The organism is Neisseria sp. P0009.S010 (assembly GCF_051958545.1).
GTDB classification, from domain to species: Bacteria; Pseudomonadota; Gammaproteobacteria; order Burkholderiales; family Neisseriaceae; genus Neisseria; species Neisseria subflava_A.
In genome coordinates, this window is the sequence record NZ_JBQCVH010000003.1 from 69,641 (window position 1) to 84,613 (window position 14,973).

Consider the following 14,973-nt stretch of genomic DNA (forward strand, 5'->3'; position numbering starts at 1 on the left):
GACACGCAGAACACTCCATCCGTAATATTTTCAGACAGCCTCAGAGTATTAAAGTGAAATCTGATTTCACAACAAAAAGCTCTGCTCTGCCTTCAGGTACGGCCACATCACCGTAAACCGTCGGCATCCTATCAACCTAGAGAGCAATCCATGTCTAAAAACCAAAACTACGAAGAATACCAAGACCAAGATGACAACCGTCCCTTGAGTATCGAAGAGCAGCGCGCCCGCCTGCGTCAACTCATTATTATGGGTAAAGAACGCGGCTACATCACTTATTCCGAAATTAACGACGCGCTGCCCGACGATATGTCCGACGCCGAGCAAATCGACAACATCGTCAGCATGATTTCCGGCTTGGGTATCCAAGTAACCGAGCAAGCTCCCGATGCTGAAGACATCCTCTTGAGCGACAACGCCGCCGCCATGACCGACGACGATGCCGTTGAAGAAGCCGAAGCAGCACTCTCCAGCGCAGATTCAGAATTCGGTCGCACAACCGATCCTGTACGTATGTATATGCGTGAAATGGGTCAAGTCGATCTGTTGACGCGTGAAGACGAAATCATCATCGCCAAAAAAATCGAAAATGCACTGAAAAACATGGTGCAGGCAATCTCCGCCTGCCCTGGCTCGATTGCCGAAATTCTGGCTTTGATCGAACAAGTCCGCAACGACGAAATCCGTGTTGATGAAGTGGTTGAAGCCATCATCGACCCTAATGAAGTCTTGTTGAACGAATTGGGCTTGGGTCATTTGGAAAATGCCAAACCAGATGACGAAGAAGGCGAAACCGTTAGCGATGATGAAGATGGCGACGATGAAGATGAAGACGATTCAGGTAGCGACTCTGAAGCCATATCCGCTGCCCATTTGGCCGAACTGAAGCAAAAAGTTTTGGAACACTTCGCCTTTATCGAGAGCGAATACGGCAAAATGATCAAGCAGTTGGAAAAACACGGTAGTCAGCACGCCAACTACCTGAAACACCGTGATGCCATTGCCAACAAACTGTTGGAAGTCCGTTTCGCTACACGTCAAATCGAAAACCTGAGCAGCAACCTGCGCAGCCGCGTTGAAAACATCCGCAAACTCGAACGCGAAATCCGCGACATCTGTATCGACCGCGTCCGCATGGAGCGCGACTACTTCATCAAAAACTTCCTGCCAGCCATTACCGATTTGGAATGGGTAGAAGAAGAAGTAGCCAAAGGCCGTGTATGGGCAAACGCATTGGATCGTTTCCGCCATGCCATCCTCGAAAAACAAACCGAGCTGGCCAATATGGAAGCCGAAACCCGCATTTCCATCGAAGAGTTGAAAGAAATCAACAAAAACATGGTGTTGAGCGAAAAAGAAACCTCAGCCGCGAAACAGGAAATGATTCAGGCCAACTTGCGTTTGGTTATTTCCATTGCCAAAAAATACACCAACCGCGGCTTGCAGTTCCTTGATTTGATTCAAGAAGGCAATATCGGCCTGATGAAAGCGGTAGACAAATTCGAATACCGCCGCGGCTACAAGTTCTCGACTTACGCCACATGGTGGATCCGTCAAGCGATTACCCGTTCCATCGCCGACCAAGCGCGTACCATCCGTATTCCGGTTCACATGATTGAAACCATCAACAAAATGAACCGTATCTCGCGCCAATACCTGCAAGAAACCGGTGAAGAGCCTGATTCTGCCAAACTGGCCGAGCTGATGGAAATGCCGGAAGATAAAATCCGCAAAATCATGAAAATTGCCAAAGAGCCGATTTCCATGGAAACACCGATTGGCGATGACGACGATTCGCACTTGGGCGACTTCATCGAGGATGCAAACAACGTTGCGCCGGCAGAAGCTGCAATGTACACCAGCCTGCACGAAGTAACCAAAGAAATCCTCGAAAGCCTGACGCCGCGCGAAGCCAAAGTTTTGCGTATGCGTTTCGGTATCGATATGAATACCGACCACACTTTGGAAGAAGTCGGCAAACAATTTGACGTAACCCGCGAACGTATCCGTCAAATCGAAGCCAAAGCACTGCGCAAGCTGCGCCACCCAACCCGTAGCGACCGCCTCCGCAGCTTCCTCGACAGCGAGGAAAACAAATCATAAAAGCAAACCGCAGGTTGAAAGACCTGCGGTTTTTTATTGAAATATAATAAGGCCGTCTGAAAAACAAATCTCAAAAGATTTAATGGTTTCAGACGGCCTTAAATTTATTTTGATAATTTATTCAGCCTCTGTAGTTTTCTTTTTCGAACGACGGCGGCGACGTTTGGGTTTGCCATCAGTTGATCCACTTTGTTTCTGACGTTTGTGATCATTGGCCGCAATCATTTGCTGGCGTGTTTCCTCATCGGCATGTTGGAAAGTTGTCCACCAAGAAGCCATCTCTTTATCAACCTCGCCAACCTCGCTACGCAAAATCAGGAAATCATAAGCGGCTCGGAAACGTGTTTGCGATAGCAGGCGATACGGGCGGGCGCCGCGCATATTGTCGAATTGCGGCTGAAATTGCCAGATTTCACGCATGGTTGCAGAAAATCGTTGCGGTACGCCCCAACCCTTCTCTACCGTATCCCGCATGGTGTTCATCGCATCCATCAATGCAGGGACAGGTTTTTGACCATGGCTTTGATTGCGTTGCCACATAGTATTTAGTGTCGGCCACAATACCGCCGCCAATACGAAGCCGACGGAAACGGACTTATCCGCACGGATACGCTCGTCGGTATTTTTCAAGGCCAACATAATCATACGGTTTTCAGCCGCTTCAGCAGTTTTCAAGGCATCTAAAAGTGGATGAATGCCTTCGGGAATGCCCAACTCGTTTAGCCGCTTCAAACAGGCACGAGAATAACCGGAAAACAGGATTTTCAGAATTTCATCAAAAAGACGGGCAACAGGCTCATTTTTCAGACGGCCTGCATATTCGGCAATCGGCAAAGCGGTTTGCTCTTCCACTTCAAAACCCAATTTACCCGACAAACGGACGGCGCGAAGAATACGGACAGGATCTTCCTGATAGCGTTCGGCAGGATCGCCTATCATCACCAATTTTTTATCGGCAACATCAGCCACGCCCTGATGGAAGTCCCAAATCTCCTCTTTAATCGGGTCGTAATACAGCGCATTGCAAGTAAAGTCGCGACGCATGGCATCTTCTTCAATGCTGCCGTAAGTATTGTCCTTCATAATGCGGCCTTGCGCATTTTGCTGAACCTTATCGCCGCCGCGGAACGTTGTCACTTCAATGGTTTCAGGGCCGATCATCACATGAACGATTTGGAAGCGGCGGCCGATAATGCGGCTGCGGCGGAATACTTTGCGGATTTGCTCCGGCGTGGCATCGGTTGCAATATCAAAATCTTTGGGCTCAACCCCGAGCAACAAATCCCGAACGGCTCCCCCTACAACATAAGCCTGAAAACCGGTTTCATGCAGGCGTTTAGCAATTTTCTCAGCGGCAAAGCTCAACATATCCGCATGGATACCATGTTGCTCAAGTGAGATAATTTCCTTTTCGGGCAACGACTTGACGTGTTTTTTAGGCAACACTTTATGCAGCCATTTTTTTAACATAAGCAGCTCTTTTCACAATAAAAAAGGCCGTCTGAAACTTGTCCGGCTTAAGCCTTTGCACAATATCCTGCCGTAGAAAGAACAAAACATTGAGCAAAGGCTTCAGACAGCCTAAAAAAGACGTGCCATTATACCTTATGGAAGTTCGATTAATTAGCGTATTGACAAAAAATATCGGCTATAATGACGGTCTGACAACGATTCAGGCAAGACATCATGTACCACTACAAATCCGAAGCTACCCAATTCCTCGACAAACTCATGGAAGACAATCCCGAAATGGAAGCGCAACGCCTCGAAAACCGCCATTTGCTGTGGGATGTTACCCTCAATCCGGCCGAACAGGCTGAATTTGAAGCGGCCAAAGTCAACAAAAAACCTTACACCTATTATCAAGACTAACCCATATCGGTATGACGACCAACACCCACAATACCGATCCGGCGTTACAGCAGTACCTCAACAGCATCGGTCAATCTGAACATCCCGTTTTGACCGCATTGCGCGAGCGCACCCAATCACATCGTCTGGGAAAGATGGCCATCGCACAAGAGCAGGCAGCCATGTTGGTGTGGTTGGCCAAATTATTGAATGCCAAAAAATATTTGGAAGTTGGTGTCTTTACCGGTTACAGCAGCACCGCCATGGCACTTACCCTCCCCGAGGACGGCAAAATCACGGCTTGCGACATCAATGTAACCTTTACCGATATTGCCCGCGAAACATGGCAGGCAGCAGGCATAGCGCATAAAATCTCGCTTCATCTGCAACCGGCTTTGCTGACTTTGGACGATTTGATTGTGCAAGGCGAATCGGAAAGCTATGACTTGGCGCTTATCGATGCCGACAAACCGCCTACGCCGAAATATTTTGAACGCTGTTTACAACTGGTACGGAGTGGCGGCGTAATTGCCATCGACAATATCTTATTGGGCGGGCGCGTCATGAATGAAGCTGGCGAAAATGATCCACCCAGCTTGGATATCCTGCGCCATTTCAACCAAAATCTGCCGCACGATACACGCATTATTCCCATTACCCTGCCTATCGGCGACGGTTTGACACTGCTGCTAAAAAAATAAAACGACACAATCCGATGAAAACATTATCACATTCCCTGTTTCTTTTGCCGCTTACTCTATTGGCCGCATCATGCGCTGTTTCCCACCCTCCCCAATCTGCCGACAATCCCAACTTTGTCCTGCCGGATATTCCGCATGAGCCTTTGCACGAAAAAAGTATCCCCTATCCGCGTTTGGACGCACAAACCCAGATTGACCACTTAGGTATACAAATTGCCCGACTGGAACGCACGGTTGAAGAATTAAATCAACGCTTGCACACATTGGAACAACAACGAACCATAAAGCGTCCGACTACTTCGGCTTCCAACCCCAAGGCCCAGCGATTAGACGACCGCAAGCTGAAAATGAACTATTTGGCAAATGGCGGCGGCGTGCCGTCTGAAACAGACTCAGCCGCACAAAACGAATTACGCCTTTATAATCAGGCGCAAAAATACTATCAGCGTAACAACTATTCCGCCGCAGTGGCCATTTTGAAAGAGGCTGACGGCGGCAACGGCAGCGAAATTGCCCGCCGCAATATGTATCTGCTCCTGCAAAGCCAACAACGTCTGGGTAACTGCGAATCCGTTATCGAAATCGGCAACCGCTACGCCAACCGATTCCGCAACAGCCCGCAAGCTCCCGATGCCATGTACAGCATCGGCCAATGCCAATACAAACTGCAACAAAAAGACATCGCCCGCAGCACATGGCGCAAACTGATACAAAGCTTCCCCAATAGTGAAGCGGCAAAACGTGCTTCCATCAGTCTCAAACAAAGATAAACGTTCAGACGGCCTTGTCATCCCCAAGGCCGTCTGAATATTTTTTTACCCTTAATCCATTCAAGCAAAAGGAACTCTTCATGATCCAAGTCGGCATTATTATGGGCAGCAACAGCGATTGGCCGGTGATGCAGCAGGCAGCACAATTTCTCAAAGAATTCGGCGTTGAATACGAAGCGCGTGTCGTCTCTGCACACCGTACGCCTGATTTGATGTTTGAATACGCCGAAACCGCACGCGAACGCGGCATCAAAGCCATCATTGCCGGCGCAGGCGGCGCAGCGCATTTGCCAGGCATGGTTGCAGCCAAAACCACGGTTCCCGTCTTGGGCGTTCCCGTTCCCAGCAAATATCTGCGCGGCGAAGACTCCCTGCTTTCGATTGTGCAAATGCCCAAAGGCGTTCCTGTTGCCACATTTGCCATTGGCGAAGCAGGCGCGGCCAATGCAGCGCTGTTTGCCATTTCACTTTTGGCCAACGAAAATCCTGAATTGGCTGAAAAATTGGCTGCTTTCCGTGCCAAACAAGAACAAACCGTTCTAGCCATGGAATTGCCTGAAGCATAAGGAACAAAGGCCGTCTGAAAGTTGTAAAGAGAAACTTTGATTTTGTTTTACGATTGTTCAGACGGCCTTTTTTCTTTTATCAAATTGAATTAATGCCATGAAAATCCTAGCATTCGTCCTACTCTCCACCCTGCTTTGTTCCTGTCAAAGCCCAAGCACTCCTACTCAATTAACTGCTATTCCATCTCAGCAACAAACCCAAGATACAACCGGCAACCTGATTATCTTCTATGATGCCCAAACTGGTTCTGCGCCATTGCTAAAAGCAGTGAAAACCTCTGGTGCAACTTTGGTTTACGAATACAAAAACCTGAACGGCATTGCTATTCGTCCGGCTTCCAAGACCAATATTGAAGATGCCATTGCCTATTTCAAAAAAGTAAACGGCGTATTGTCTGTTGAACAAGACCGACTGCTTAAACTTCAATAAACAAACTATTTTTTGACCAAATAAAAAAGGCCGTCTGAAACGCATCACTACGATTTCAGACGGCCTTTACTTTTTTCAATAAATCAAATCATGCCGCTGCCTTGTGCTTTAGGCTTGGCTTGACCGAATTCCAATTTGCTCAGTGCAGACAGATAAGCCTTGGCAGTCGCCACCAACACATCGGTATCTGCGCCTTGACCGTTAACCACACGATCGCCACGCTGCAGGCGGACTGAAGTTTCGCCTTGGCTTTCTGTACCTTGCGTCACCGCATTGACAGAGTAAATCTGCAAAGTTGCGCCACTTTGTGCTACGCTTTCAATGGCTTTGAAGATGGCATCAACAGGGCCTGAGCCGCTAGCGGAAGCGTGTTTTTCTTCACCGCGAATACTGAACACAATATCGGCGCGCGGTTCTTCGCCGGTTTCAGTGCTGATTTTTTGGGAAATGAATTTGTAGCTTTCGGTATTCATATTGCCCATTTCGTCAGACACCAAAGCGTGCAGGTCTTCATCAAAGATTTCGCGTTTCTTATCCGCCAGCTCTTTGAAGCGTGCAAATGCCGCATTCAACGCTTCTTCACTTTCCAATTCGATACCCAAATCTGCCAGCTTGGTTTTGAAAGCATTACGGCCGGAGAGTTTACCCAAAGTCAGGCGGTTGGTTGACCAGCCGACTGATTCGGCAGTCATGATTTCATAGGTTTCAGGGTGTTTCAACACGCCGTCTTGATGGATGCCTGATTCGTGCGCAAAGGCGTTTGCGCCGACTACTGCTTTGTTTGGCTGAATCGGATAGCCGGTGATAGTAGATACTAGTTTGGATACCGGTACGATTTGCGTGGTATCGATGCCGGTTTCCAAGCCAAACAAATCATGGCGCACTTTCAACGCCATCACGATTTCTTCAAGGCTGGCATTACCCGCACGTTCGCCCAAGCCGTTGATGGTACATTCCACCTGACGCACACCTGCCTGAACAGCAGCCAATGAGTTAGCAACCGCCATACCCAAGTCATTATGGCAGTGGGTCGACCAAACTACTTTGTCGCCGTTGGGCACGCTTTTGATGATGTTACTGATACGCTCGTACCATACGGAAGGGATGGAGTAGCCGACAGTATCGGGTATATTGATGGTGGTTGCGCCTGCCTCGATAACCGCCGTAAAGATTTTGGCAAGGAAGTCCAAATCCGAACGCACTGCGTCTTCGGCAGAAAATTCCACATCGTCAGTGTATTCTTTGGCAATTTTTACCGCTTTGACCGCCGCATCGATGACCTGCTGCGGCTTCATTTTCAGTTTGTGCTCCATGTGGATGGGGCTGGTAGCGATAAAAGTGTGAATACGTTTATTCGGAGCAGGGGAAACAGCTTCGCCTGCTTTGCGCACATCGTTTTCAACGGCACGCGCCAATGAGCAAACTGTAGATTTGGTAATGATTTTGGCAATCGCATTAACCGATTCAAAATCGCCCGGACTGGCTGCTGCAAAACCTGCCTCAATCACATCAACACCCATCTTTTCCAACTGGCGGGCAATACGGATTTTCTCCTCTTTAGTCATGGATGCACCGGGCGACTGCTCGCCGTCGCGCATGGTGGTATCGAAAATGATAACGCGGTTGGTTTGTGTCATTTCTGTTCTCTCCAGAGATTCGTTTTTTTGTAAAAAAGCATTCAAATCAAGCGGTCTGCCTTGCACTTCCGCCAAAGCGGTCAGTTTTTGCAACTGAGCCAAAGGCAGGGAACCGCGTGTACGCCATTTATAGATAGCCGCCGTCGTTGCAGCATTTTCCGGGTCGTGCTGTTTCAGGGCTTCGGCCAGCGCGTTTACGCCACCAAAATAGGCAACCAAACGGTCAATGTCTAATTGCATGATGTTCCTTGTCCAAATCTGATTAAGATTATTGTATTCTGGTTTTGCATTATACTCATTTTAGACAAAACGACAATCTGTTTTTATAAAAATATTAGCTTAAATTTTAAAACTTGAGAAATTTTTATACATTTTGTCTAATTCAGACTATTAAAAGCCCATCTCAAACCGAACCCATCCTAAATATAGTAAACTAATCCCCTATTTCCTCGATTTGAAGCGCATTATGCCCTATACCATCCCTACCAACCGCTCCAACATTGAATGGCGCAATGAAAGTACACAAAAGCCACCTAAGCAGGCAGTTTACATCCAAGAAGCAGGCGCAGCAGAAATTTTAAAAAATGCCCACGCGCAAACTGCAACCGTTTGGACTGGCGATTTTCACAATGCCAAGCAAGTCTTATCTGCAATGAAAAAACGTATCCGCAGGCCGTCTGAAAAAAAGAAAGGCGCACCTGCCGATATTCAGACGGCCTTTCACGCCCACCGTATGAAACAGGCGCAACAAAGTCGTTTGCTCAATATGCTTGCCGTTGAAATCCAACCGAATTTTCAACTGGATAATGCACGTGCACCCGACATCTACGCCGCCCTGTGCGATGTTTACGATACACCAAACGACAAACCGTTTCTCTTGCCGCTGAATCAATTACTGGGCTTTATCGGTGCGCACGAGTGGCACAAAAAAGGTATAGATATTCCGCAGCTAGACGGAAAAATCCATGTTCCTTTCGGCGTATTCTCTCCACTGCGTGGCGAATATTTGGATTTAATCGCCCAAGCACCACTCGCTCCCCATATTCAGACGGCCTTTGACATCGGCACCGGCTCAGGCGTTATTGCCGCCATTTTGGCCAAGCGAGGCGTACCCGACATCATTGCTACAGACACCAACCCAAAAGCAATAGGCTGCGCCACAGCAAACCTCGAACGCCTAGGCCTTGATAAAGCCGTAAACATTCAATCGATTGATTTATTTCCCGAAAGTTGCGCCGACCTTATCGTCTGCAATACGCCTTGGCTGCCGGCAAAACCGACCTCCGCTATTGAGACTGCCCTTTACGACCCCAATCATGCCATGCTGACTGCGTTCCTCAACGGCGTACGTCATCACTTAAATCCAAACGGCGAAGCTTGGCTGATTATTTCAGATTTGGCAGAACACTTGCATTTGCGTGATAAAGACTTTCTAAACCAATGCTTTCAGACGGCCTCACTCAATGTAGTCGATATTTTGAAAACCAAACCGCAACACAAAAAAGCAATAGATGAATCCGATCCTTTGGCGTTTGCCAGAAACAAGGAAACTACTTATCTATACTGTTTGAAAGCGATATAAAATCAAGGCCGTCTGAACATTCAGACGGCCTTTAAGCATTTCCACAAAAGAAAACGGCATATCGTAAAGATATGCCGTTGATGGGAGCAGGGACTGCTATATTTGGCAGTGGTTTGTGTTTTAGTCCTCTTGCGCCGCTGTTTGCAGGTAGTTTGGCAAACCAACTTTACCAATTAATTCCTGCTGAGTTTCAAGCCAGTCGATGTGTTCTTCGTTGATGTCTTTTTGTTTTTCCAACAAATCACGGCTGACGTAGTCTTGTTGCTCTTCTGCAAGAGCGATGGCTGCAACCAGAGCATCATGTTTTTCATACTCTTTTTTCAGATCGCAGGCAATGATTTCTTCGGTAGATTCACCGATCAACAGTTTACCCAATTCTTGCAGATTAGGCAGGCCTTCCAAGAACAAAATACGCTCGATCAAATCGTCTGCGGATTTCATTTCGCGGATGGATTGTTTGAAGAAGTGTTCGCCCAATTCTTCAAAACCCCAGTTTTTCAAAATGCGGGCATGCAGGAAGTATTGGTTAATGGTAATCAGCAACAAACCTAAGTTTTTGTTCAGCTCGCGAATAACTAAGCGATCGCCTTTCATATTCAGCTCCTTATATGTTATAGGCTAGATTACAGTTGGCTTTGGTAGTAGTTGCCTTCGCCGACCAATTCGATCAGACGCAGTTGTTGTTCCAACCAGTGAGCGTGATCTTCTTCAGTGTCTTTCAGTTGGGCAACCATCAAATCGCGGGTAACGTAGTCTTGAGCTTCTTCGCACAATTTGATGCCTTTTTTCAACGCATCGCGTACTTCGTATTCAGTATTCAAGTCTGCTTTCAGACAAGAGACTACGTCAGTACCGATGTTCAGTTCGGCACGGGTCATTTTAGGCGTACCGCCCAACATCAGGATACGACGGATGAAGTCTTCGGCGTGAGTGGTTTCTTCTTCCATCTCGTGGTTCAAACGTTCGAACAGTTTGGTGTAACCCCATTCAGAGTACAGGCGAGAGTGGATAAAATATTGGTCGCGAGCAGCCAACTCACCAGACAATAATTCGTTCATGTAATCAATAACTGCTTGGTTGCCTTGCATAATTCTTTCTCTTTCTTTTAAAAGTTGATAATCACGAAATGAAGATTCGTGTGTTGTTATGGAATGAGGTAATTGTATGCACAAGTAGCACTTTTGACAAATTTTCTATTTAAAATACAAACAATTATCAAAAAATTTAACCCGCTTAAAAGGCCGTCTGAAAAATTAATCCCCTGTTTTTAATAACAATTTTTTGACATTAGTATTAAGAATCCATTGCATTATTCAAAAACATTTACATTCGTTAACCATAAATAAAAGCAAATAATCCAACAAAATCAATCAAATTTAATTATGAATTATTCTCAACTGCTTTTACCTGATTTTTTTGAATCTCCCATTCCGTCATCACTTGCGAATCGTGCTATAATCGCCAGTTATCTTTTTTTTAAGCAACCAGCTAAACCTTATAAATTATCATGAAACAAATCCGCAATATTGCCATCATCGCCCACGTCGACCATGGCAAAACCACATTAGTTGACCAATTGCTGCGCCAGTCCGGTACATTCCGTTCCAACCAGCAAGTCGAAGAACGCGTCATGGACAGCAACGATCTTGAAAAAGAACGCGGCATTACCATTCTCGCTAAAAATACCGCCATCGAATACGAAGGCTACCACATCAACATCGTAGATACCCCGGGACACGCCGATTTTGGTGGCGAAGTGGAACGTGTATTGGGCATGGTTGACTGCGTCGTACTGTTGGTTGACGCACAAGAAGGCCCTATGCCGCAAACCCGTTTCGTGACCAAAAAAGCCTTGGCTTTGGGTCTGAAACCTATCGTTGTTATCAACAAAATCGACAAACCGTCTGCCCGTCCAAGCTGGGTTATCGACCAAACATTCGAATTGTTCGACAACCTGGGCGCAACCGACGAACAATTGGACTTCCCTATCGTCTATGCTTCCGGCCTGTCCGGCTTTGCCAAACTGGATGAGAACGACGAGAGCAGCGATATGCGTCCTCTGTTCGAGACCATTTTGAAACACACGCCTGCACCAAGCGGCAGCGCGGACGAAACGCTGCAACTCCAAATTTCCCAACTGGACTACGACAACTATACCGGCCGCCTCGGTATCGGCCGCATCCTGAACGGCCGCATCAAACCCGGCCAAGTTGTTGCCGTGATGAATCATGAAGAACAAGTTGCCCAAGGCCGCATCAACCAGCTGTTGGGCTTCCAAGGCTTGGAACGCGTACCTTTGGAAGAAGCTGAAGCCGGCGATATCGTGATTATTTCCGGTATCGAAGACATCGGTATCGGCGTAACCATTACCGACAAAGACAATCCTAAAGGCTTGCCTATGTTGAGCGTGGACGAGCCTACCTTGACCATGGACTTTATGGTCAATACTTCTCCTTTGGCCGGTACTGAAGGCAAATTCGTGACTTCCCGCCAAATCCGCGACCGCCTGCAAAAAGAATTGCTGACCAACGTTGCCCTGCGTGTTGAAGATACTGCCGACGCTGATGTATTCCGCGTTTCCGGCCGTGGCGAATTGCACCTGACCATTTTGTTGGAAAACATGCGCCGTGAAGGCTTTGAATTGGCAGTCGGTAAACCGCGCGTGGTATTCCGTGAAATCAACGGTCAAAAATGCGAGCCTTACGAAAACCTGACCGTGGACGTACCTGATGACAACCAAGGTGCCGTTATGGAAGAGCTTGGCCGTCGCCGTGGCGAATTGACCAATATGGAAAGCGACGGTAATGGCCGTACCCGTCTGGAATACCACATTCCTGCACGCGGTCTGATCGGTTTCCAAGGCGAATTCCTGACTTTGACCCGCGGCACCGGCTTGATGAGCCACGTTTTTGACGACTATGCTCCGGTTAAACCTGATATGCCCGGCCGTCACAACGGCGTACTGGTTTCTCAAGAGCAAGGTGAAGCCGTTGCTTACGCCCTGTGGAACTTGGAAGACCGCGGCCGTATGTTCGTTTCTCCAAACGACAAAGTCTACGAAGGTATGATTATCGGTATTCACAGTCGCGACAACGACTTGGTGGTAAACCCTCTGAAAGGTAAAAAACTGACCAACGTCCGCGCCAGCGGTACAGATGAAGCCGTGCGCCTGACTACGCCGATCAAATTGACTTTGGAAGGCGCAGTTGAGTTCATCGACGATGACGAACTGGTTGAAATTACGCCACAATCCATCCGCCTGCGTAAACGCTACCTGAGCGAATTGGAACGTCGCCGTCATTTCAAAAAACTGGACTAATTCTGTTTGATTGATACGTTTTAAAATTAAGGCCGTCTGAAAAGTGTTTTAGAAATCCTAGATTTCATTTTCACACTTTCAGACGGCCTTTTATCATCTGTTCAAATAAAGTAAATCGGTATTTCTTCCGCTTGTACTGCCGCTTCATCAGCGCGATCATTTTTTCGATATTGCCCCGGCGATATCCCATATTGCTTTTTAAATGCCTTGCCAAAATGCGTTTCCGATTGAAAACCCACCGAGAGCGCAACCGATAAAACCGAATCCGCCGTCTGTTTCAACAATAATGCCCCCTGCTGTAAGCGGATACTGTTTACAAAGGCATGCGGGCTTGTTCCCGTCTGCTGCTTAAATACCCGCATCAACTGGGCGCGAGATAAGTTGGCCATCGCGGTCATTTTCTCGATATTCCATTCCTCTTCCGGCTTATCCACTACTGCCTGAAGCAGATTCCGCAGGCGTTTATCCTGCCAACCATTCAGCAAACCGCTTAATTGCGCTTCCCCATTTTTCTCTAGGCTGGCTCGAAGTAGAAATACCAACAACACCGAAGCCAATGCGTTCACAACCGCTACCGAACCTGACAAAGCTTGACCGCTCTCATATTGCAATAACGCCACCAAATACTGCAAAGAAGGATGGTTGATATTCAGTAAAACCGTATCAGGCAGCCCCGCCATAATATCCGCCTGCGCTTCATATTCAAACCGTGCACAGAAAAGATGCAAAGCCGCATCGCCTCCTGCATGACTTTGCTTGACTTTAAATGCGCCTTTTTCACTCGTCAGCACATTAACACCAAGATTTTCACAACTGCTATCGCTGCTCAAAGTATGCCCTACACTACGCGGGAAAAAAATGACATCCCCCGCACTCAGCAGCCTTGCCTCTTGCTCCCCATCAATTCGGATATAACCCGAACCGGCAGTTACGATATGCACCAAACCATGCGCACGCTTGGGCTCATGCCGCACATACCACTTCCCCCGAAAAAGACATTGAACATCCACGCTGCCTTTTACCTGCGCCAATTCGACCAGCCTATCCAAAATATCCATAGTGTTTTTTACCAATAAATGAGATGTTTTGACGATTTTATTCTTCCAATTATTGCAATAATACACACACTAAACACAAACGGATAGGATTTTTTATCTTATCCACTCACATTAAGAAAGGACATATCATGTTTAAAGACTGGCCTGAACATACCGCCTTGGTAAAAAAAGCATTCGGTGAACTGGGTAAAAACCATCCTAAAATGCTGCAAGCCTACGGCGCACTGGATCAAGCAGCCGCTGCCGAAGCACTGGATGCCAAAACACGCGAACTGATCGCCATCGCCGTTGCCATTACCACACGTTGCGAAAGCTGTATCAGCGTGCATGCTGCCGCTGCAGCTAAAGCAGGTGCAACCGAAAGCGAAATCGCCGGCGCATTGGCCACCGCTATCGCTCTGAATGCAGGTGCCGCTTATACCTACGCTTTGCGCGCTTTGGAAGCAGTAGAAACCCAACGCTAATCGGTTTGTAAAATCAGGCCGTCTGAAAGCCAACTCCCCTTTCAGACGGCCTGATGAAATGCTAAACTGATAAAGTTATCATATTGTTTTCTGTCTAATAGGAGATTGAACCATGAAGAAACTGCTGACCGCCGTACTTTTTGCCGCCGCTGTTGCCACTCCTTTGGCCGCTTCCGCTGCCTCTATGCCTAAAATTGAAAAAATTGCGGCACAACCTGCAAAAGCAAAAGGCGTTTGGATTGATGTCCGCTCTGCCGAAGAATTTAAAGAAGGCCATTTGCAAGGTGCGCTCAATATTCCGCATGACCAAATCGTTGACCGCATCAAATCCGTCAGCCCGGATAAAAACGCACCGGTCAACCTCTACTGCCGCAGTGGCCGCCGTGCAGAAGCCGCGCTGACTGAGCTGAAAAAAGCGGGCTACACCAACGTAACCAACCATGGCGGTTATGAAGACTTGGTGAAAAAAGGTTTGAAATAAATCTGGTTGAT

The 14,973-nt window shown here is 47.5% G+C and carries 15 protein-coding genes; 10 read left to right on the forward strand and 5 right to left on the reverse strand.

The annotated features are described in order from the left end of the window. Nucleotides 1-150 precede the first annotated feature (150 nt). A complete protein-coding gene (rpoD, locus tag ACTHSN_RS03770; protein WP_107769025.1) occupies nt 151-2,103 on the forward strand; it encodes an RNA polymerase sigma factor RpoD in 1,953 nt (650 codons plus the stop codon). Between the two features lie 117 nt (nt 2,104-2,220). Here the strand turns inward: rpoD and ACTHSN_RS03775 are convergent, their stop codons facing one another. Next, nucleotides 2,221-3,573, reverse strand: coding sequence for a polynucleotide adenylyltransferase PcnB (locus tag ACTHSN_RS03775; protein WP_107769024.1), 1,353 nt, complete (start codon nt 3,571-3,573; stop codon nt 2,221-2,223). 216 nt (nt 3,574-3,789) lie between these two features. On the opposite strand from ACTHSN_RS03775, the gene ACTHSN_RS03780 reads away from it, so the two are divergent. The 5 genes from ACTHSN_RS03780 (at nt 3,790) to ACTHSN_RS03800 (ending at nt 6,421) form a co-directional block, all read left to right on the forward strand. Further along, nucleotides 3,790-3,975 (forward strand): DUF3460 family protein, encoded by a 186-nt coding sequence (locus ACTHSN_RS03780; protein ID WP_070461836.1) that lies wholly within the window; start codon nt 3,790-3,792, stop codon nt 3,973-3,975. Nucleotides 3,976-3,986: 11 nt separating this feature from the next. Beyond that, nucleotides 3,987-4,655, forward strand: a complete 669-nt coding sequence (locus tag ACTHSN_RS03785) for a class I SAM-dependent methyltransferase (RefSeq protein ID WP_070461834.1) — start codon at nt 3,987-3,989, stop codon at nt 4,653-4,655. A gap of 14 nt (nt 4,656-4,669) precedes the next feature. Then, entirely contained in the window at nt 4,670-5,425 is a 756-nt protein-coding gene (locus tag ACTHSN_RS03790) for a tetratricopeptide repeat protein (protein ID WP_440365087.1), read from the forward strand. Nucleotides 5,426-5,505: 80 nt separating this feature from the next. After that, nucleotides 5,506-5,991: a 5-(carboxyamino)imidazole ribonucleotide mutase gene (gene purE, locus ACTHSN_RS03795; RefSeq protein ID WP_003686478.1), complete on the forward strand. Its 486-nt coding sequence runs from the start codon at nt 5,506-5,508 to the stop codon at nt 5,989-5,991. 97 nt (nt 5,992-6,088) lie between these two features. Further along, nucleotides 6,089-6,421, forward strand: a complete 333-nt coding sequence (locus tag ACTHSN_RS03800) for a hypothetical protein (protein ID WP_070461830.1) — start codon at nt 6,089-6,091, stop codon at nt 6,419-6,421. A gap of 83 nt (nt 6,422-6,504) precedes the next feature. Here the strand turns inward: ACTHSN_RS03800 and ACTHSN_RS03805 are convergent, their stop codons facing one another. Beyond that, nucleotides 6,505-8,298 (reverse strand): 2-isopropylmalate synthase, encoded by a 1,794-nt coding sequence (locus tag ACTHSN_RS03805; protein ID WP_070644856.1) that lies wholly within the window; start codon nt 8,296-8,298, stop codon nt 6,505-6,507. A gap of 226 nt (nt 8,299-8,524) precedes the next feature. Here ACTHSN_RS03805 and ACTHSN_RS03810 point away from each other — a divergent pair, with 226 nt between their 5' ends. Continuing rightward, the gene (locus ACTHSN_RS03810) at nt 8,525-9,640 is read left to right on the forward strand and encodes a methyltransferase (RefSeq protein WP_070644858.1); all 1,116 of its coding nucleotides are present in this window, start codon (nt 8,525-8,527) and stop codon (nt 9,638-9,640) included. A gap of 120 nt (nt 9,641-9,760) precedes the next feature. Here the strand turns inward: ACTHSN_RS03810 and bfr (ACTHSN_RS03815) are convergent, their stop codons facing one another. Continuing rightward, nucleotides 9,761-10,234, reverse strand: coding sequence for a bacterioferritin (bfr, locus tag ACTHSN_RS03815; RefSeq protein ID WP_003680736.1), 474 nt, complete (start codon nt 10,232-10,234; stop codon nt 9,761-9,763). Nucleotides 10,235-10,263: 29 nt separating this feature from the next. Next, nucleotides 10,264-10,728 carry a bacterioferritin gene (gene bfr / locus ACTHSN_RS03820; protein ID WP_070461824.1) on the reverse strand — a complete coding sequence of 155 codons (465 nt, stop codon included), beginning with the start codon at nt 10,726-10,728 and terminating at the stop codon, nt 10,264-10,266. Between the two features lie 419 nt (nt 10,729-11,147). Here bfr (ACTHSN_RS03820) and typA point away from each other — a divergent pair, with 419 nt between their 5' ends. Beyond that, a complete protein-coding gene (typA, locus tag ACTHSN_RS03825; protein WP_070461822.1) occupies nt 11,148-12,959 on the forward strand; it encodes a translational GTPase TypA in 1,812 nt (603 codons plus the stop codon). A gap of 101 nt (nt 12,960-13,060) precedes the next feature. Here typA and ACTHSN_RS03830 read toward each other — a convergent pair whose 3' ends face one another. Then, nucleotides 13,061-14,017, reverse strand: coding sequence for an AraC family transcriptional regulator (locus ACTHSN_RS03830; RefSeq protein WP_070461820.1), 957 nt, complete (start codon nt 14,015-14,017; stop codon nt 13,061-13,063). 128 nt (nt 14,018-14,145) lie between these two features. Here ACTHSN_RS03830 and ACTHSN_RS03835 point away from each other — a divergent pair, with 128 nt between their 5' ends. Together ACTHSN_RS03835 and ACTHSN_RS03840 are read left to right on the forward strand one after the other, a co-directional pair. Continuing rightward, nucleotides 14,146-14,481: a carboxymuconolactone decarboxylase family protein gene (locus ACTHSN_RS03835; RefSeq protein WP_003686488.1), complete on the forward strand. Its 336-nt coding sequence runs from the start codon at nt 14,146-14,148 to the stop codon at nt 14,479-14,481. Nucleotides 14,482-14,593: 112 nt separating this feature from the next. Further along, nucleotides 14,594-14,962: a rhodanese-like domain-containing protein gene (locus tag ACTHSN_RS03840; protein ID WP_070461818.1), complete on the forward strand. Its 369-nt coding sequence runs from the start codon at nt 14,594-14,596 to the stop codon at nt 14,960-14,962. Nucleotides 14,963-14,973 lie beyond the last annotated feature (11 nt).